The organism is Christiangramia sp. OXR-203, assembly GCF_034372165.1.
GTDB lineage: Bacteria > Bacteroidota > Bacteroidia > Flavobacteriales > Flavobacteriaceae > Christiangramia.
This window is the reverse complement of sequence record NZ_CP139698.1, coordinates 1419200-1438639: the sequence shown is the minus strand read 5'-3', so window position 1 is coordinate 1438639 and position 19440 is coordinate 1419200. Positions and strand designations below refer to the sequence as shown.

The window sequence follows — 19440 nt, the reverse complement described above, 5'->3', positions numbered from 1 at the left end:
CTATTCATCATGATTAAAAACTATTTAAAAACTGGTTGGAGAAATATCCAAAAGAACATAGGCACATCCATGGTCAATATAGTTGGCCTTGCAGTGGGAATAGCATCGGTGATCATGATTATACTATATGTTTCTGATGAATTAAGCTTTGACCAGTACAATGAAAAAGCTGACAGGATTGTTAGGGTTGTTTTTAATGCCAATGTGAATGGCGAAGAGATGAAAGAAGCAGTAGTGATGGCCCCGGTGGCACAAATACTGAAAAATGATCTTCCGGAAGTAGTTAATGCTACGCGTCTTGCAAAATCTTATAATAACAGGCTCGAGTATAACGGATCTTACTACGGGCAAAGCAATTTAGGTTATGTAGATCCTAACTTTTTTGATGTTTTCACACTTCCTATCACTAACGGAAAAAAAGACAACCCTCTAAATAAGCCGAATACCGTAGTTATATCTGAAACCCTGGCGGAAAACATCTTCGGAAATGCAGATCCTATCGGAAAAACAATTACCGTCACTAACCGAGAGGAACAACTAACTATCTCTGCGGTCATGCAGGATATTCCAGATAATTCGCATTTTCATTTTGATCTGTTTGTTTCTACATTAGGATATGCCCAAGCCAGGAAAACCAGCTGGATGGAATCTGATTTTTTTACCTATCTGGTTCTTAAAGAAGGAGTCGCTATTAGTGAAGTCGAAACCAAGCTTCCCGCGATCAATAAGAAATATATGGGTCCGCAAATGATGGATGCCATCGGAATGTCTTATGACGAATTTCAAAAAGACAATAGCATTGGACTTTTTCTCCAGCCATTAACAGATATACATTTACATTCAGATTTTTCTGATTCCACCACGTTGGAACAAGGCGGAGATATCAAGTACATCTATATTTTTAGCGCTATTGCCCTTTTTATGCTAGTGATTGCTTGTATAAATTTTATGAATCTAGCTACCGCTTCAGCTTCTAAAAGATCTAAAGAAGTTGGAATACGAAAAGTACTTGGTTCTAATAAAAATCAATTGATTTATCAGTTTCTGGCAGAAGCGTTTATTTCCACCTTGGTCGCCACTGTGCTGGCTATTGCTTTTTTCGCGTTTACGCTTCCATTTTTCAATCAGCTGGCGGGTAAAGCTATAGAATTCACCTCTGTTCTAAAACCTGTTTACTTGTTATATCTTTTCGGATTGATCCTACTTATCACTCTTCTAGCGGGTAGTTATCCGGCATTCTACCTTTCCTCGTTTAATCCGTTGAATGCCCTAAAAGCTAAATTTTCAGGAAATGGCCAACGTTCTGGTATACGCAGTGGCCTGGTAATCTTCCAGTTTGTGATTTCCGCAGGACTCATAGTCGCGACTTTGGTGGTTAGAAAACAGATGAATTATATTCAGAATAAGGACCTGGGATATGAAAAAGATCAGCTACTTGTAGTTCGAAATACCTACCTCCTAAAGAACAATGAAGATAATTTCATACAGGAAATTGAAAATAATCCGCGAGTAGCCAGTGTTACGCATTCTGCATTTGTTCCAACCGGTAAAAGTGATAACGAGGTTGGCGGAATTTTCCAGAATAGTGAATTTCTTCGCCGCATGTATTTTTATAATATAGACGAGAACTACATTCCAACCATGGGGATGGAATTGTTGCAGGGTCGAAATTTTTCTGATGATTTTGGAAATGAAAATAATAAGGTAATCATCAATGAAATAGCCGCAGAGATCCTTGGGTTCGGGAAAGATGCCGTGGGAAAAACGTTTCAACGGGACACTGATGAAGGTCTTCGAGACATCACGGTTATTGGGGTGATTAAAAATTTCAACTGGAAATCTCTCCACCAGGAAATAGAACCGCTTATTTTGAAAAACAATCCTTACGGCGGAATTATTATTAGGTCTAAGACAGCAAATATGTCCGGGATTATTGAGAACCTGGATACTGCATGGAATCAATTCAATCCCAAAGAAGCACTGGACTACAGTGTACTGGATGATGCTTATAACTATACCTATGTCAAAGAACGTAAAATGGGAACCCTTCTTAGCCTTTTTGCAGTTCTAACCATTATTGTGGCCTGTTTAGGCTTATTCGGACTCGTGACGTTTACAGCAGAACAACGATTTAAAGAAATAGGAATAAGGAAAGTACTGGGTTCTTCAGCAACACAAATTGTAGCCTTGCTATCTAAAGATTTTATAAAACTGGTGGGTATTTCATTTGTCATCGCTTTTCCCCTTAGTTATTACCTGATGAATAAGTGGTTACAGGATTTCGCTTACCGAATAGACATTCAATGGGAGTTATTCCTGCTGGCAGCATTGATCACTATGGGAATCGCTTTTTTAACCATCGGAATTAAAAGTTTTAAAGCTGCCAGTGCCAATCCAATAAAAAGTTTGAAAACCGAATAAAAATAACAACTATGAAAAAATCAATCTTAACTCAGAACAAAATGCTCATCCCAATAATTCTAGCCCTTTTAAATTTCGGTCTATCTAATGCTCAATCTGAAACTGTGGAAGTTTCCAGTTTTTCAGAAGTCACTATAAGTCCATATATAAAAGTGGATTTCAAACAAGCTGATACCGAATCGGTAATTATTCAGAATACAAAAGTAGAACGCGAAAAGATCAATATTGAGGTAGATGGTAAAGAACTTCATATTTACCTGGAAGACGCAAAGATCGTTGCCAAAGAAGAGGAAGTGAAGATAAACGGTCGTGAAATGGATCGTTCTATTTATAATGGTACGGAGGTTCACATCACCGTCTATTATAAAAAACTGGAAGCTGCGGAAATTCGTAGTGAAGAAGTGATCAATTTTGAAGATGCCATCAGCGTAGAAGATTTTGACCTTGATATTTACGGCTCTCCAAAAGTATATTTTGAAAGTATTACTGCAGATGATTTTAAAGTAGCCATTTATGGAGAAAGTTACCTGGAAGTAAAAGCTGGTAATGTTGATTTTCAGCGCTATCGATGCTACGGAAAAAGCGAAGTAAATGCAATTGATCTTCCATCTTCCGAAACCAAAATCGCAGCGTATGGCAACAATCATATTGTGGTAAATGTTTCTGAGAAACTGAAGGTTTCAGCTTTCGGAGAAGCCCGAATTCAGTACAAAGGCGATGCGAAAGTGAATAACGGACTCAAAATAGGAGAAACCGTGGTTCAGAAAATCGATTAAATCTTTTATAAAATCATCTATGCTTAAAAATTTCATCAAAATATCCTGGCGAAGAATCAAAGCCGATAAAACATTCTCTTTCATCAATATTCTTGGTCTTTCGATTGGATTAACCATAACCATCTTACTGTTCCTGTTCGTATTGCAGGAGCGAAGTTTTAATACGATGTATGCCCAAAAAGACCGGATCTACCGGGTGATCTTCAATACCTCGCAGGAGCGAGATAATGAAGTTTGGGCAACAGTGCCCGCTGCACTAAAGCCCGCTGCTGCTAATGAAATTCCGGAAATACAGAAATCTGCCAGATTATGGGATCATGATTTCGGAAAAACCGCGTCTATTGAAGCCAACAATCAGCAATTCACCGAGCAAAAATTATATTATGCAGATGCGGAGTTCCTGGATATTTTTCAACCTGAATTTATCTACGGAAATTCAAAAAGTGCATTGGTAAGACCTAATACCATTGTTATTTCTAAATCTACCGCTGAAAAGTATTTTGGAAATACGAATCCCCTTGGCCAGACGATTGGTATAGACAATAAGAAAAAAATGGAGATCACCGGGGTCTATATGGACTTTCCGGAAAATTCCAGCCTGGATGGTAATATGATCGCTTCGTTTAATTCTGTAGGTTTTTATAATGATCCTACCTGGGGAAATGCCAGTTTTGAAACTTATTTTCTACTGAACGACCAAGCAAACCGTACAGAGGTTACCAAAAAAATGCAACAACTTGTTGATGCTAATGTGGAAAAAGAACACCAATGGTATACCTTATCGCTGCAACCATTAGAGAAAATGCACCTCTACTCTGCAAATATTAAAAGTGCTTTCTCCTCAAAAACGGGAAGTATTGAGGAAGTTCGAAATTTCAGCTTACTGGCTATTTTAATTTTATTGATCGCCTGTATTAATTATATGAATCTTGCCACGGCGAGATCACAAAAAAGTACTAAAGACGTAGGGATCAATAAAACGCTTGGTGCATCCAGCAAAATATTGATCTTACGATTCTTTACTGAGACAAGTTTTGTCACTCTGCTGTCTATATTTCTTGCTTTGATTTTTACTGTTTTGGCGATTCCTTTTTTTGAAAGTATCGTTGGCGTAGATCTTTCCACTAAATTTCTATGGTCTCCTGAATTTGTCATCGCCCTCATCGCAATCTGGTTGATCACCACGCTCATCGCGGGATCGTTCCCTGCATTTCACCTTTCTAAATTTTCCCCGATGGAAGTGATCAGGTCTGGCACCAATAAAAATAGTTTTACAGCGGTCCTAAGAAAAGGACTCGTGGTGGTTCAATTTTCCGCCTCTGTGATATTGATCATCAGTGCGATAGTGATTTATAATCAGCTGGAGTTTATGAGGAATAAAAATCTTGGATACAATCCTGATAATACCGTGGCGATCTCAATCGCTGCTGTAAATTCTGAAAATGAAAAGCAAACCCTACTTGATGAATTTGAAAGTCTGCCTGAAGTTTCGTCTACGACTATGGCCCAGGGTTTTCCGGGAATCAGCGTTAGCGGCCGGGCGCTTTATAGAAATATGAATTCAGACGAAGCGATGTCTCTGCAAACTAATCGTACCACGGGTGGAATTGTGGAAACACTTCAACTGGAACTTCTAGCTGGAAAAGATTTACCGGCAACTAAACAGGAAGGCGATTCAATAGTAGATGTCGTACTCAATAAGAAAGCAGTGGAATTCCTTGGAATAGAACCACAAGAAGCCATTGGTAAGAATCTAATTGCCCAACTGGGGCCTAATGCCTACGTTATTGGGGTAGTAGATGATTTCAATTTTTCATCTCTACGTTCTCCAATTGGTGGTTATGCTTTTAATAATGGTTTTGAGCCCCTTCAGTATATGCTGGTTCGGTTTGAAAGTGATGAATTGCCGGTTACGCTGGATAAATTCCAAAGTAAATTTACGGAAGTAATACCTTCTTCTGCATTCGATTATACCTTTCTGGATAAGAATGTAGAACAGATGTATGCCAGGGATCGTCGCACGGCGACCGTTGCAATCATCTTTGCCGGACTTGCAATTTTTGTAGCCTGCCTGGGACTTTTTGGACTTGCCGCATTTATGGCGGAACAACGTACTAAGGAAATTGGAATTCGAAAAATATTAGGTGCCAGCGTTACTGGTATTATTGGACTGCTTTCCAAAGATTTTGTGAAACTAGTATTCATTGCACTCATTATCGCTTTCCCGCTGGCATATTGGCTTGCATATAAATGGCTTCAGGAATTTGTGTACCGCATCGAGATCAATTGGCAAATCTTTCTATATGCCGGGCTGGTCGCACTACTGATAGCAATTACAACGGTAAGTTTCCAAGCCCTTAAAGCAGCGATTTCTAATCCTGTTAATTCTTTAAAAAACGATTAAAAAATATACTAATGCTTAAATTAAATCACCTTTATAAATGGGTAAAATCTGGTGGAAAAAGAATTTTTCTACTGAACGATCTAAGTCTGATTGTCGAACAGGGAGAATTTCTCTCTATCATGGGACCTTCAGGTTCTGGTAAATCTACTTTGCTGAATATCATTGCTATGCTGGATGAATTTCAGGAAGGTGAATATTATTTTGAAGACGAAGCGATCCATCAGCTTAAACCGAAAAAAAGGACAGAGATCTTCAACGAGAATATCGGGTTTATCTTCCAGGCGTATCATTTGCTGGACGATCTAACCGTATATGAAAACATTGAAACTCCCCTACTCTATAAAAATGTAAAAAGTTCAGAAAGAAAAGCTTTGGTCGCAGATATGCTGGATCGCTTCAACATTGTTGGTAAAAAGGATCTTTTCCCGCATCAGTTAAGCGGCGGGCAGCAGCAACTTGTGGGTATTGCTCGTGCACTAATCATTAAACCTAAATTAATTCTTGCCGACGAACCTACAGGAAATCTCAACTCCAAACAAAGCGACGAAATCATGCAGCTTTTCAATGAATTAAACCAGGAAGGCGTCACCATCATCCAGGCGACTCATTCTGAAAGCAATGCCGAATATGGTTCACGAACTATTCATCTTTTAGACGGAAGCGCCACAAAACTATAAAACCATTATTTTGAAAAAATTCATCATTCTATTTCTTATCATCACAAACGTTTTAACTGCACAGAATTCTTCAGAAAACGAATTATCGTTGGAAGAATGTATTAAACTGGCCATCGATTATAACATCAATTTCCAAAGATCCAATTTGCGGTCTGAAACCGAAAAACTCAATTTTCGTGCAACGAAGTCCCAGGTGCTACCAACTATTAACGGAAGTTACAGTTATGCTGTAAATAAAGGGCGGAGTATAGATCCTTACACAAACGATGTGATTGACCAGCAGTTTAGTTTTAGTAATGCCGGTTTGCGATTAAATGCCCGGATTTTTAATGGTTTTGAACTAAGAAACAGTATTCAACGGGATCGTTATAATATGAAAGCCGCTGAAGCCGAAAAAGAATCCGATAAGCAACAATTGATTCTTGACGTTACCCTGGCTTATTTTCAGATTCTTAATAACCGTGATCTACTGGAACTAGCTAAACTAAGGCTTGAAAGTACAAAACAGCAAACCGATCGTGTTCAAACGCTGAATGAACAGGGCGAAGGTAATCCGGCGAACTATCCAGATATACGAGGACAGATAAGTAATGACATGTCTGCCGTTATCGCAGCTGAGAATCAGTTGAAACAATCTAAACTGGAACTTGCTCAATTGCTAAATACCGATGCTGAAATTAGCATTAAAGATTTGCAGGTATTACCTCAAATTACAGCATACGATCTTACTGCGGAAGAAGTTTATTCAGAATCCTTGGACAACCTGCAGGTTTTTAGAGCAAGACAATTGCGACTGGATGGAGCGACAGAAGACGTTGCCGTAGCAAGATCCCTGTATTTGCCTGAAGTTTCCCTGTTTGCACAGCTAAATACTAATTATTCCAGCCTGGCCAGCCTGCTCAACGAAACCGGTACACAGATAGTTGAAACCGGTCAATTTATAAATGTAGATGGAATCAATTACGCGGTACAATCAAACCAGAGCCAGTTTTCGCAACAGGATATTCCATATATCGATCAATTAAACAACAACCTCAGTTCGGTTGCCGGAGTAAGTATTAATATTCCCGTTTTCAACGGTTTCAGGGCTAAAAGAGAGGTGTCTCTAAAAAAGATTCAACTTAAAGATACGGAGCTAGAGCTGGAAGACACTAAAAATCAATATGAGCAGGCCATTAAGCAAGCCTATAATGCCATGCAGGCAGCATATGATAACTACTTCGTTTTACAAGAACAGGTCGCGTCTTACGAGGAATCTTATCGAGTAAATGAAATCCGTTTTGAGAATGGAGTCTCCAATCTTGTGGAATATATCATTAGCAAAAACAACCTCGATCGCTCGAGGATTAATCTGGCGAATACCAAGTATGAGTTTTTAATCCGGGTTAAAATTCTGGATTATTATCGAGGTGCCAATTTTTCCAGTTAATTGTTCTATTCCTTATCCCCTACTCGTTTTAGTAGCTATTTTCTTTGATTTGAGTAGATATCATAAATGCGCCCTATGCTCAAGGTTAGTTACGGTAGAGATGGGGCCTTAAACTCACCTATGTACATTAATTAAAATTTCCTGCTTGCTGCAGCTATTAAATTATAATTGATTATTAAAAAATTCAATTTTCTATAATTATCCTATAACTTGATAACATCAATAATAGCAACCATCGATGAAAGATCCTCTGGATTCTTAACAGGTATTATCTCGAATTCTCCTGTTTGGTAGTCATACTTAAAAAGGCCATGACCTTCCCTTGCAATTAACGCAATTAACTCCTTCGAATCATCATTTACAAATGTCTTATTCGCGAAATGTAGCCCGGAAATTCGAGGTACAGCATCAATTAAAATTAACTCTTCCGTGGTTATATCATAGATATATGGTTTTACCGCACCCGCATAACCTGTATTTAGCTGAGGAGCAAAACCAAGTAATTTATTAGTATTTGGTATAGCAGCCAGATTCACGAGACCTGTCTCTATACTGTCCTGGGATAAAACCTTGATGGTTTTATTGGAAAGATCAACTTCCAAAAGATCCGCATCGCTTATTCGGGAATTCTTCGATGCGCTAACATATATTTTCTGATCGATCAATTGGGAGGAGAATACATTTTGATAACCCAGTGTATTTAAATCTAGATTTTCTAAAACCTGTATCTCATACGTATCAGGATCTATTCTGGCAATTTTTACAGGCTTATCTGTTGAAGGACTATCAAATTCATGTCTAATGATCCCTATCAGACTATTTTGAGTTTCATCCCAATCCAAGGACATAAAGCCGGGAATATTTCCGAACTCTTCCGGAAATTCCAATCTTACCATTTCACTATTTTCGGTCCGCCGATTACGGATAAATAATCTTGGCTGTGGTGGATCAAACCATGATTCGTAGATATAAGTATTTTCTGAAGAAGAGGTTACCGCATTGAATATAGTATTAAACTCCAAGTTCGGTATACTTCCTGCCGGCTCCACTACACCACTTTGATCTCCAATAGTAAAAAGTTTGCCATCATTTCTTAGAGCAATATATTGAAACTTATCCTCTATTACCTGTTCTTCAGGTTGCAGTGTTTCATCATTGGGTTCGGAATCTTTAGAACAGGACACAAGGATTAAACTAAGGATAAGTAAAAGGTGAAATCTTGAAAATTTTAACATGTTCAGCGTTAGGTTTTAAAGTGGTGAAAATAGTAAATTTTCATTCTGATTATCTAGCCATGCATAAAAAGATTAAACTCACGAGGAAGGAGCTATTTTCCGCGATATGGGAACATCCACGAACCTATTTCACTGAAAAATATATGGTTTCGTATGCCAGTTTTAAAAGGATATGTGAACGAAATGAAATACCATTACCTCCTAACGGTTACTGGTCGAAAAAGAAATATGGAAAGGAGATTGAAAAGCCACGGCTTAATTCCATAGATAATGAAACAAACATTGAGCTATACCTCCGACCGGAAGGTGATCATAGGGATTTTGGAGATCTCACTGAAATGGATCAAAAAATTTTGGAAATAGAAGCTGATTCCCGAACAAATTTCTCCATTCCAGAAAAACTGTCAAACATGTTAGATCCAGTTTTAATACACACCAAAAAATGGTATAATAAAGATGTTAAAGTCCCAGAGGATCTTGATTACTATGCAAGATATTATCCAGGACCAATTCGCTGCTATATTTCTAAAAAACAATTGAGCAGAGCTTTATTATTATTTAATGTATTACTGAAAAACCTCAATGCCAGGGGTCATGAATTGACCTTCGGAAGGTATAATTCTTTCGTAAAATTATACGGAATTGAAATAGAGATCAGTATTTCGGAAAAGAATAAAAGAATCAAAATTCCTGGCAAATATGGTGAAGAATATAAATCGGAACCTACCGGCATGCTAGCCATAAATACCGGTGAATATTATTATAGTAAAACCTGGAACGATGCTAAAACCATCAAACTTGAAAATAAATTATCTGCAATAATAGCATGGTTGGAGATTGAAGCTGAAGCAGAAAGACAACGGGAAATTGAAAGTAAGAAACGAGAGGAGGAGGAAAAGGAGAAAGAACGTTTAGAAAAAGAAAGACAGATATTAATTGATAATGAGATTAACCTATTACAAGATCTAAGACAGAAATCAGAGCTATGGAATGAGGCAAATAAGTTAAGAAAATTTCTTTATGAATATGAAGCTCAATTAGAAAAAGACGATCAGCTAACCAAAGAGAACATAGAATTATTGCACTTTGGATTTCAAAAAGTCGATTGGCTGGATCCTCTTATTCAGACCGATGATGAGCTCTTTTCAGATATTGATCCATTCAAGCTTCTCAAATTATGGAAGTGATTATTTGGAATATACCTATTTCAACCTATAACTAGTGTATTCTAGCTCTATTGCCAAAAGTTTTTACGTGAAAAACGTTCTCAGCCCGCATGAAGAAGCAGATCTTCATGCAAATAATTTTTAAAAAATATTCGGTATATTACTTATTACAAATTTTAGTTGAATTCCCCAAACACGATGTCTTCCGTAGCTAATTGAACTGCTAAACTTATTTTGTCCATTTCTAACTTTTCCAATATACTTTTGATATCCTCCTGAATTACATTTAGGGCTTGATCTCTATGGACATCTTCATTAAAACTGGATACCCAGGTATCTTTTACCTCCCTAATTTTTGACCATTCTTTCTTGACCATTTCCTGTTCAAAAAATTCTTTTGTTTCGGCTGAGTTATTCTTTAAATCCAAAGATATTAAGGCATTTAATCCCACGATGTAGTTTTTTATGAGTTTTTTCAAATATACATGATTCTCTTTCTACCTACTTTCAAATTCGAAAACCTAACAGAATTCCCATATACTATGACCAAAAAAAATAAGAAAGCCCACGCCGTTGTATATGCTATTCGCATTTAGTGAGTGTTATAACAAACCTCACCTTACGGGTGTACAAGCACCCTCAAAACCAAAAACTTAATCTATAATAAGTTCAATGCCGGCTTTTTCTGCCTTGTATTTTATTTTAGTGGTCAGCTCATAATAACTCCAATTTCTAAGGACAAATTCCTCCTCTTTGGCAATGCCTATCTTATCTTCCTGGTTTATTAAAATTAGTGTTCCTGCCTGGTGTTTCACACAGAAATCTATCAATTTCCGGCTATATACGTGGAGGCGATTACTTACATAATTCTTTTCCTTTTCATGGAATCTTTGTACTGCTTTTGTTTTTCTCTTACTTCCTTGTCCTGATCTGGAAAAAGTAGCTCCTACCTCTGCCCTTTTTCGTGCCGCCTGAATTGCTAACCTTCGATATAAAAATTCGTCCCTACTACCAATGCTAAGTTTTACCTTACCTGTTTTAACTACAATAGGGTGTTCAAGGGATAAAGAAGCCTGGGCTATAACTTCAGGTTTTAGAGGATGCTTTTCCTTTTCAATTTCAAAGACCGCCAGTAAATAGGTCTTATTATCTTTCAGTTGAATCTGCGAGGCACAGAGCTTAGTTTCGCCTGCTACTAACCGCTCTAGCAGTCTACGTTTATCTGTGTAATCTTTTCCTAAGTAGGTTTTCATAGGGATTGAAAATAAACGAAAACAGAATGCTTTTTTCTCTTCGTTATAGGTTAATCCTCTAATGCCTTCCATATCAAACGGAAAAGCCAGATCTCTTTTGAAATTCATCAATGAAGCTTCACCTTTCCAGTACTTCTGCTTATTTTTATTGAAAGTGCTAATTAAAGCTTTATTTAGGTTACCTAATATATTGGTAGGGATCTCTCCTTTGTACCGATCAGATATCACACGGTAGGTAGAATTCATCCGGGAACGATTCAAAATGCCATCTTCATCTTTTTTCTCGTCTGCCAGTTTATACTTCACCCTATCGGATAAATAAAAGAACTCTTGGATCATCTCCTGCACATATAAATGTGACACGATAAGATTAGCGGCTTTAAAACTACGGTTCTGCCACTGGTATAGTTTGTCCAGTGCTTCCCTCCTCTCCTCTTTCGTCGGTAGATCCACGAGTAGCTGTATCTTTCGAGTGAGTTTCATCGTTGTCTTTTCCATCTTAAGCCGATTCTAATTGTTCCTCACGTTTCACCTGCATATACTTATATGCGGCTATAAATTCCTTATGAACTTCTTCCTGGGAAAGCTTAAGCTCATCAGCAATGGCAGAAAAGGAAAACTTTTGTATCAGGCGTAATTCCAAAACCTTTTCCTGCTCTTCGGACATTTCCTGGCCTTTGATAGCTTTAGTAGGTTTAGATATTGTTTCAAGTTGACTTCCCTGTTTGATGATTACTTTAATATCTTCAATAGCCCTCTTCACCTCGTTACTGATATCGGTTATGCTGGTACCCATGACCCTGGCAATAGATTTATACTTAAATCCGTATTTTAAACAAAGTTCTATCAGGCGTTTTCTTTCTGGTTTTAGTAGCGGTAAAACTTTTGTAATTTGTTCAAAGGCTTCCTGTTGAGCTTCTTGTTCTTGTCGGACTTGAACATCATCTTTTGGATCATAGCCGGCTAAGTAATCCTGATAGTTTTCATAACTTTCTAAAGCATTAATTTTTCTAAAAAACTTATGCTTAGGACTAGTATAATAGGTATAACATTCCCGTTTCATCACCATTCTTAAAAAGAAAAAGAGATGTTTTTCTGATTTAATCTTAGCCCGGTTGGCCCATAACTTTAAAAAGGTATCCTGCACTAAAGATTCTACCACGAAATCATCGCTGATAATTCCTTTCCCAAGCCAGAAAACCATATGGCTATACCTGGCATGAATTTTTTCGAAAGCACAAGGGTACCCTGTTGATAGTAATTCATGATAATCAATTGACATAAGAACTTTCTTGTTTATTTAATGATTTTAGACAATGTGTACCTGAAGTGAATTTCTGTTTTTTTTAAAAATTCTAGAAACCTATTTCCCGAACTTCAATGCCTTTTCTACTTGTTCTAACATTTTATGATATTCTGCAATTAATTCATCTGCATATACCGGAGTTCTATCACCGCTAAGACAATATCTTATGTAACGAGGAGTCACTTTATATTTACAAGCAAGGGCTTTTACTACTCCCGTGTTATAAGTTTTCTTCATAAATTACGTAAGTTTGCCTGTTCAGTGAATTGTTCCGCTGTTGGGAACAAAACCAAATATAGTTGATAATTTTCAACTAAACTAACTTTTTGAAGATAATTATCTTCTGTATGAGGAATATTTTACAAGTTTTTATAGATATTGCCCAAAATGAAGGGATTAGTATTACCAATTTGGAAAAGACCATTGGTGCTAGTAAAGGTGTACTATCTCGAGCTATAAATAAAGGCACGGATATTCAGGCAAAGTGGTTATTGGCTTTGGTTGATAATTATCCCCGATATAGTGCTGAATGGATTTTAACTGGTACTGGTCCAATGCTACAAAAGGATTCCGCCGCTTCCATCATTAAAGAAACTGATCCAGAAGTCCTACGCGAAAAATTAGTGAATCTTCAAAATCAATTAGATGCATTGGAAAAAGCTAATAACGCCTTAGAAGACGCCAATGACTCGTTAAAAGAGACAAAATCGATACTTCAAAAACGTATTACCGAACTCGAGAGCACTTCAAATAACTAAGATTATACCTTAAAAAATTGAAATCCCAATAATTTTTTTTGTATCCCCATGAAGATGTTGATGTCCTGTGTATAAATAAAATGTTAATGCCGAGTTACTTTTCTTATTTTTGATAAATCAGTAACCCCTATAGCATTTAATGGCATTATTCCAAGCATCAGTTCTAAAATCACATCTCGCTTTGCTTGATGAAAAAATAGTTGACAAAGCATATAAGAAATATCAAAAATACTTCTGGAACACAACTATTCAAGAAAATATAAAAAGTGCTAAAGAGGAACAATACCAAGCAACTTTTCTAAATGAGTTGTTCGTTAATATTTTAGGTTATACCCTATTTCCAAATCCCAACTCAAATTTAACAACCGAGTTCAAAAACGAAAGAAACGCACGAAAAGCGGACGGTGCTATTTTGAAGGATGATGTGGCAATAGGTGTTATTGAATTAAAAGGCACTAACACAAAGGATTTAGAGAGCATCCGTCGTCAAGCCTTTGATTATAAAGCCAATCAAAAAGGTTGTGTGTATGTAATAACCTCAAACTTTGAAAAGCTACGTTTTTATATCAATGATGCAACCGAATTTGAAGAATTCGATTTGTTTACGCTTTCGAAAAGCCGGTTTGCCCTGCTCTATCTATGCTTACATATTAATAAAGTACATAATAATGTACCACTTAAAATTAAGGAAGCATCTATTGCAGAAGAAGAAGAAATTACAAAGGCATTTTACAAAGATTATTCCATATTTAAGCGTGAAATCTATAGAGACCTGGTACGGAATAATGCAAAAACTGTAAAGGCAAAATTAAGTGAAACCGAGCGTACAGATGATCTAGAGGATATTCAGCGTCTTGAAAAGAATGTAAAGCTCACTCTTTTTCAAAAGTCCCAAAAACTTATAGACCGCTTCCTGTTTATCTTTTTTGCAGAAGACAGAATGCTACTACCCTCTAATTCTACACTTCAAATATTAAACAAATGGAAGGACGATTGGGATTTTGGCGATGAACGCCCTTTATATGGCCTTTTTAAGCAATATTTTAATTTTCTGGACATTGGGCGCATAGGAACACAAAAACGCGCAGAAATTTACGCTTATAATGGCGGCTTGTTTAAACCCGATACTATACTAGATGCCCTTGAAATTGATAATGATTTATTGTACAAATACACCATCAAATTGTCCAATTATGATTTTGAAAGCCAAGTAGATGTAAATATCCTAGGACATATTTTTGAGAACTCCCTTAACGAAATTGAAAGTGTAAACGCAGAGATTGAAGGCGGTGAATTTGACAAACAGACCAGTAAGCGCAAAAAAGATGGAGTTTTTTACACACCAAAGTATATTACCAAATACATCGTAGAAAATACTGTTGGCAAACTTTGTGAGGAAAAGAAGATAGAGCTAGGTTTTAAAGAGGCAGATTATTTTGAAGTCAAAAAAGGCACACATCAAAATACCAAAAAACAGCTTTTGGAAACTCTGGACAGCTATCGTGATTGGCTTTTGCAGTTGACAATTTGTGATCCCGCTTGCGGTTCTGGAGCATTTTTAAACCAGGCACTTGATTTCCTAATTAAAGAACATAACTATATTGATGAGTTGAAAACCAAAATTCTAGGTGGTGGTTTGCAGTTTCCAGATATTGAAAACACCATCTTAGAAAAGAATATTTATGGCGTTGACCTTAATCAGGAAAGTGTAGAGATCGCCAAACTCTCGCTTTGGCTACGTACCGCACAACCACGAAGAAAATTAAATGATTTAAGCAGCAATATCAAATGTGGCAATAGCCTTATTGATAGTAAAAATATGGCTGGTCATAAAGCATTTAAATGGGAAAATGAATTTCCCGAGGTCTTTGCCGATGGTGGTTTTGATGTGGTGATTGGGAATCCACCCTACGTGCGTGCAGAGCTTTTGACGGATTTTATCAGCTATTTTGAAAAGAACTATAAAGTATTTCATCCCTCAAGCGATTTATTCGCCTACTTCTACGAGTTGGGGTCAAACCTTATTAATGAGAAAGGTTTGATGGGTTATATATCTAATACATTTGACAAGACAACTGCTGGTAAAGTATTGCGAGATTATTTGAATAACGAAACACGGTTTAAAGAATATATAGATTTTACAGAAGTACAAATATTTGATGGAGCAACCACCTATCCGGTAATAATAATCCTTGATAAATATGATCCAAATAACAATAAATTCAAATACATAAAAATCCCCAAATCATCACAAAGCAACGTTATTAATATTGAAGTACACGATAGTATAAGTGTGTTACAAGAAACCCTTGAACCCAATTCTTGGTCTTTTTTATCTGTTGAAAAATCCAAATTATTCAAAAAATTATCTACTCTAAATACTATTAAAGAAAGATTTGGAAAATCATATCGGGGTTTAATTACAGGACTGAATGATGCGTTTATTGTACAAGATGATTTCAACAATGAAGAACATATCAAACCGATTTTTGAAGGAAAAGAGATAAAAAAATGGAAAACTCAAGATGCTACACAAAACCTAATTTTATTTGAAAGTAAATCGACTAACGAAGAATATTCAAACTTAGAAACCGAAGACGAAAGGTTAAAAGGGGTATCAACTGATAATGCCGAAATATTTTCACATTTGATGCCTTTTATGGAACGTGCTAAAAAACGTTATGATCAAGGCGATTATTGGTGGGAATTGAGGAATTGTGCTTATTATGAATTATTCGAGCAACCCAAGATCATCTTTCCTAACCTCCAAAATTCAAATAAATTTTGTTTAGATACCGAAGGAACTTACGTTAATGCACCTGCGGTATTTCTTCCTTCTGACAATAGAACCCTATTATGTGTGCTTAATTCTAAAATAGTTTGGGAGTTTCTTAAATCCATCTGTGTTGTTAGAAGCGGTGGATATATTGAGGTAAAGCCACAATATTTCGAGCAAATACCTATACCAGAATTTCAAAATGAAGAATACTTTAATAATGCAACAGGTAAGATAATAAAGGACGTGAATGATCTTCAAAATTTAGATCATAGATTTCAGAATTATATTAAAGGTACTCTACAATTTCACAGACTTCAACGCAAACTAGAAAGTTGGTATGATTTAGATTTTGCAACTTTCATGGAAGAACTTAACAAAGCAATAAAAGCCACCAATAAATTAAGAGTAAAGGACAATCTCGAACCTATTGCTACGCTTAACAAAAAAGATGAATTTGAATGGATGGAACTTTTTGAAGAAAACAAGAGAAAAGCTTTAGACCTTCAGAAACAAATAGCTCAAATAGAAAAAGAGATTGACTCAAAAGTTTATGAGCTATATGGGCTTTCAGATGAAGAAATTGTAATTGTTGAAAATAGTTGAATGAGAAGCAAAACCCATATTTTAGAAGAGAAAAGTGTTCACCAATTAAGAAATATCTTTCCAGATCAATGGGTAATAAGGGAGAAGGGAAAAGATTACGGTATTGATATTGAGGTGGAGATATTTGATGATAATGAACAACCTACAGGATTAGTTTTTTGGATACAATTAAAAGCAACAGACAGTAAATCAATATCAGCAAAAAAGTCAATTAATATGCCTATCAAAAAGATCAGGCAACTGGCTAATTATGATTTACCAGTAGCTATATTCAGATATAACGCTGATGACAACCAATACTACTTTGACTGGATTAAACGTTATGCATTCTTATCATCCAACTCAAAGAATAAATCCTATACTTTAAAATTTAATGATGCACAGTGCTGGAATACTGATAGTTCAGATAAAATTCATCATGATTTAGAAACTTTATCTCATTACACCAGTAAATCATTTAGCTTTCCTGTAGTAGGTTTTATAAATCACCTTTCTGGACCTATCAAGTTTAAAAGAATTCTATCCGCTGCGATTGGAGAGAGGCATTTATTGATAAATTTATCAAGGGACAAATCAAAAGCATCTCTTGAAATAAATCTGTTAGAAGGACAATTGGTTTTAAATTTAAAATCAGCTTTTGGTAGTTCGATAGGCTGGGATGAAAAATTAGAAAATATTGATGAAGATTTTCTTTTAGATGTTTTGCATAAAGCCTTAGTTCTTTTTTTAGCTAATACCGGAAAACGGAAAGATTTAAAACAACTAATAAGTGAATACAATTTATTGGATAGTTTTTTAATGCACAGTCCAATTCTAACATATATCCTACCCGAATTAATAGCTTGTGATACCGACAATATTTTTCTACCCAAAATAATTGATTCGATTTATTTGTCAGATGATTTGATAAATCAAAGCTTTTTACAAGCAATTGTCTTTTTAGGCAATAATAATTTTATAGACAGACCAAAGATTGAAGAATTTTACAACAGATTAATTTTACTTTGTATAAAGCATAATAATCAAAGCTTTTTAAGTACGGCATATTATAATTATGGTAGTTATTATAAATCCCATTACATTTTGGACAAAGCTCTCCATTACTATAATAAAGCTATCAAAACAGATAGTTCTTATTTGGATCGTTTTTATTTTAAAAGGGAATTAGCTGGTTTATTATTTCAAATTAGGAGGTATAAATGTAGCGCATCGTTATACAAGGAAGCTATACCATTAGAAAAAGAAAATATTTTTCTTTTAGGCACTTACGGAGATGCGTTGATGTATTCTGGGGATTATAAATTAGCTTTTGAATATTTTGACAAATTTCTCACGGCAAATGATAGTCTTGCTGAAGACAAAAAACACGATAAATATGAATTTAATATTAAGTTCACGTTACTACACTTCTTAATAAATGTTATCGGTATTGAACATCAAGAACGAAAAGAATTTGCAGCAAATGAGAAGCTTACAGGATTAATTGAAAGTGAACTAAGGCAGTTCGACAAAATCTTCGAAGTATTATTTTTAGATGCTATTTATCCAACAGCTTGGTATTTGATGACAGAATATTATTTAAAGAATGTTAATCCACAAGGCTATTTTTTAAGCATTCTTTTTCAAGCGATTCTTATTAAAAACAATTCAACAATTTGGGCATTTGTTAGTATTTTATGCACGTATGAAGAAATGGAAAAAAATCTCCTATACGATATAGTAAATACAGGATTTTTCTACTGTCGCAATGACTTTTTGAAAGCTTTAGATCGTCTTATTAATTTAGAAGATTACAAAGACTTTAAAGGAGAAGAATTTATCTCTATGGTAGAAAATATTATTCGGGATCCTAAAGAATATCCATTTGAAATGAGATTCTGGGATGGAGAAAAACCAAAAATAATCAAGTTATCTAAATAGATGGAGAGTAAAAGTGCAAAAATAAAACTAAAAGATCACTGGCCATCAAATTTCTTACCTGATGAAACTCGGGGATTTGATGAAATAACAGAAAATTTCTCTCCAATGCTGGCTAAGCTTACTGACAAGTCAAGAGTTATAAGTATTTATGAAAACTTCGGCAAAGAAGGAGTTGGGAATGCGACATCTCGAAAATTCTTAAAAACCTTAATTCCTCAATTAAAGCAAGATGAAGATTTCAAAGGGATTTATTTGTTTTGGCTAAATGATGAGCCATTTTACACAGGTATTTCACGTGGTGTTGTAAAACGTATTCATCAACATATAAAGGGATCAAATCATTTCTCATCTTCTTTAAGTTATACAATGGGTAAAGAATTTCACAATGAAATAGAAGGTATTGAGCACTCAGGCACCAGAAAAGAACTTGACTTTGATAAGTTTTCAGGACCTTTCAAAAAAATATTAAGAGAAGAATGTCAGGTCTCGCTGCTACCTATTAAAGGCTCAACAGAACTCTACCTGTTTGAAGTATATACCGCAGTACAGTTAAAATTGCATTATTACAACAGATTTAAAACTCATTGATTGATGTTAAGAACACATTGTAAAGATTTTAATAATGAAAATCTATCACCTGGTTTTTTAGCTCCCGGAAATAAATTAGAATTGCACTGTTATGGAAATCCATTTATAATTTTCACCATATAGCT

The 19440-nt window shown here is 35.7% G+C and carries 15 protein-coding genes; 10 read left to right on the top strand and 5 right to left on the bottom strand.

Annotated elements, in window-relative coordinates:
- Nucleotides 1-9 precede the first annotated feature (9 nt).
- From T8I65_RS06485 to T8I65_RS06465, 5 genes are read left to right on the top strand one after another with little or no spacing between them, the layout of a single operon-like run.
- Nucleotides 10-2421 (top strand): ABC transporter permease, encoded by a 2412-nt coding sequence (locus T8I65_RS06485; protein ID WP_322302586.1) that lies wholly within the window; start codon nucleotides 10-12, stop codon nucleotides 2419-2421.
- 11 nt (nucleotides 2422-2432) lie between these two features.
- Nucleotides 2433-3197 (top strand): head GIN domain-containing protein, encoded by a 765-nt coding sequence (locus tag T8I65_RS06480; RefSeq protein ID WP_298247317.1) that lies wholly within the window; start codon nucleotides 2433-2435, stop codon nucleotides 3195-3197.
- Between the two features lie 19 nt (nucleotides 3198-3216).
- Entirely contained in the window at nucleotides 3217-5601 is a 2385-nt protein-coding gene (locus tag T8I65_RS06475) for an ABC transporter permease (RefSeq protein WP_322302585.1), read from the top strand.
- 11 nt (nucleotides 5602-5612) lie between these two features.
- A complete protein-coding gene (locus tag T8I65_RS06470; protein WP_322302584.1) occupies nucleotides 5613-6278 on the top strand; it encodes an ABC transporter ATP-binding protein in 666 nt (221 codons plus the stop codon).
- Nucleotides 6279-6288: 10 nt separating this feature from the next.
- A complete protein-coding gene (locus tag T8I65_RS06465; protein WP_322302583.1) occupies nucleotides 6289-7707 on the top strand; it encodes a TolC family protein in 1419 nt (472 codons plus the stop codon).
- A 203-nt stretch (nucleotides 7708-7910) separates the two neighbouring features.
- On the opposite strand, the gene T8I65_RS06460 is transcribed toward T8I65_RS06465, so the two are convergent.
- Nucleotides 7911-8942, bottom strand: coding sequence for a hypothetical protein (locus T8I65_RS06460; RefSeq protein WP_322302582.1), 1032 nt, complete (start codon nucleotides 8940-8942; stop codon nucleotides 7911-7913).
- A 59-nt stretch (nucleotides 8943-9001) separates the two neighbouring features.
- Between T8I65_RS06460 and T8I65_RS06455 the strand changes: the two genes are divergently transcribed.
- Nucleotides 9002-10129, top strand: coding sequence for a hypothetical protein (locus T8I65_RS06455; protein WP_322302581.1), 1128 nt, complete (start codon nucleotides 9002-9004; stop codon nucleotides 10127-10129).
- A 155-nt stretch (nucleotides 10130-10284) separates the two neighbouring features.
- Here T8I65_RS06455 and T8I65_RS06450 read toward each other — a convergent pair whose 3' ends face one another.
- The 4 genes from T8I65_RS06450 to T8I65_RS06435 form a co-directional block, all read right to left on the bottom strand.
- Nucleotides 10285-10587 (bottom strand): hypothetical protein, encoded by a 303-nt coding sequence (locus T8I65_RS06450; RefSeq protein ID WP_322302580.1) that lies wholly within the window; start codon nucleotides 10585-10587, stop codon nucleotides 10285-10287.
- A gap of 174 nt (nucleotides 10588-10761) precedes the next feature.
- Nucleotides 10762-11859, bottom strand: a complete 1098-nt coding sequence (locus tag T8I65_RS06445; RefSeq protein WP_322302579.1) for a transposase — start codon at nucleotides 11857-11859, stop codon at nucleotides 10762-10764.
- A gap of 1 nt (nucleotide 11860) precedes the next feature.
- Complete coding sequence (locus T8I65_RS06440) at nucleotides 11861-12643, bottom strand: sigma-70 family RNA polymerase sigma factor (protein ID WP_322302578.1); 783 nt, start codon at nucleotides 12641-12643, stop codon at nucleotides 11861-11863.
- A gap of 81 nt (nucleotides 12644-12724) precedes the next feature.
- Nucleotides 12725-12904: a hypothetical protein gene (locus tag T8I65_RS06435; RefSeq protein ID WP_219552130.1), complete on the bottom strand. Its 180-nt coding sequence runs from the start codon at nucleotides 12902-12904 to the stop codon at nucleotides 12725-12727.
- Nucleotides 12905-13014: 110 nt separating this feature from the next.
- Here T8I65_RS06435 and T8I65_RS06430 point away from each other — a divergent pair, with 110 nt between their 5' ends.
- The 4 genes from T8I65_RS06430 (at nucleotide 13015) to T8I65_RS06415 (ending at nucleotide 19315) form a co-directional block, all read left to right on the top strand.
- On the top strand, nucleotides 13015-13425 hold the full coding sequence (locus tag T8I65_RS06430) for a hypothetical protein (protein WP_322302577.1): 411 nt from the start codon (nucleotides 13015-13017) through the stop codon (nucleotides 13423-13425).
- 139 nt (nucleotides 13426-13564) lie between these two features.
- The gene (locus T8I65_RS06425; protein WP_322302576.1) at nucleotides 13565-16807 is read left to right on the top strand and encodes an Eco57I restriction-modification methylase domain-containing protein; all 3243 of its coding nucleotides are present in this window, start codon (nucleotides 13565-13567) and stop codon (nucleotides 16805-16807) included.
- Complete coding sequence (locus tag T8I65_RS06420) at nucleotides 16808-18727, top strand: DUF4365 domain-containing protein (RefSeq protein ID WP_322302575.1); 1920 nt, start codon at nucleotides 16808-16810, stop codon at nucleotides 18725-18727.
- On the top strand, nucleotides 18728-19315 hold the full coding sequence (locus T8I65_RS06415; protein ID WP_322302574.1) for a hypothetical protein: 588 nt from the start codon (nucleotides 18728-18730) through the stop codon (nucleotides 19313-19315). It abuts the gene before it with no gap.
- Nucleotides 19316-19440: the final 125 nt, after the last annotated feature.

What these genes read in the sequence shown, in the direction of transcription:
- T8I65_RS06430 (WP_322302577.1), top strand. Translation starts at nt 13,015, where the DNA reads ATGAGGAATATTTTACAAGTTTTTATAGATATTGCCCAAAATGAAGGG.
- T8I65_RS06435 (WP_219552130.1), bottom strand. Translation starts at nt 12,904, where the DNA reads ATGAAGAAAACTTATAACACGGGAGTAGTAAAAGCCCTTGCTTGTAAA.
- T8I65_RS06440 (WP_322302578.1), bottom strand. Translation starts at nt 12,643, where the DNA reads ATGTCAATTGATTATCATGAATTACTATCAACAGGGTACCCTTGTGCT.
- T8I65_RS06455 (WP_322302581.1), top strand. Translation starts at nt 9,002, where the DNA reads ATGCATAAAAAGATTAAACTCACGAGGAAGGAGCTATTTTCCGCGATA.
- T8I65_RS06480 (WP_298247317.1), top strand. Translation starts at nt 2,433, where the DNA reads ATGAAAAAATCAATCTTAACTCAGAACAAAATGCTCATCCCAATAATT.
- T8I65_RS06485 (WP_322302586.1), top strand. Translation starts at nt 10, where the DNA reads ATGATTAAAAACTATTTAAAAACTGGTTGGAGAAATATCCAAAAGAAC.
- T8I65_RS06470 (WP_322302584.1), top strand. Translation starts at nt 5,613, where the DNA reads ATGCTTAAATTAAATCACCTTTATAAATGGGTAAAATCTGGTGGAAAA.
- T8I65_RS06475 (WP_322302585.1), top strand. Translation starts at nt 3,217, where the DNA reads ATGCTTAAAAATTTCATCAAAATATCCTGGCGAAGAATCAAAGCCGAT.
- T8I65_RS06460 (WP_322302582.1), bottom strand. Translation starts at nt 8,942, where the DNA reads ATGTTAAAATTTTCAAGATTTCACCTTTTACTTATCCTTAGTTTAATC.
- T8I65_RS06425 (WP_322302576.1), top strand. Translation starts at nt 13,565, where the DNA reads ATGGCATTATTCCAAGCATCAGTTCTAAAATCACATCTCGCTTTGCTT.
- T8I65_RS06420 (WP_322302575.1), top strand. Translation starts at nt 16,808, where the DNA reads ATGAGAAGCAAAACCCATATTTTAGAAGAGAAAAGTGTTCACCAATTA.
- T8I65_RS06445 (WP_322302579.1), bottom strand. Translation starts at nt 11,859, where the DNA reads ATGGAAAAGACAACGATGAAACTCACTCGAAAGATACAGCTACTCGTG.
- T8I65_RS06415 (WP_322302574.1), top strand. Translation starts at nt 18,728, where the DNA reads ATGGAGAGTAAAAGTGCAAAAATAAAACTAAAAGATCACTGGCCATCA.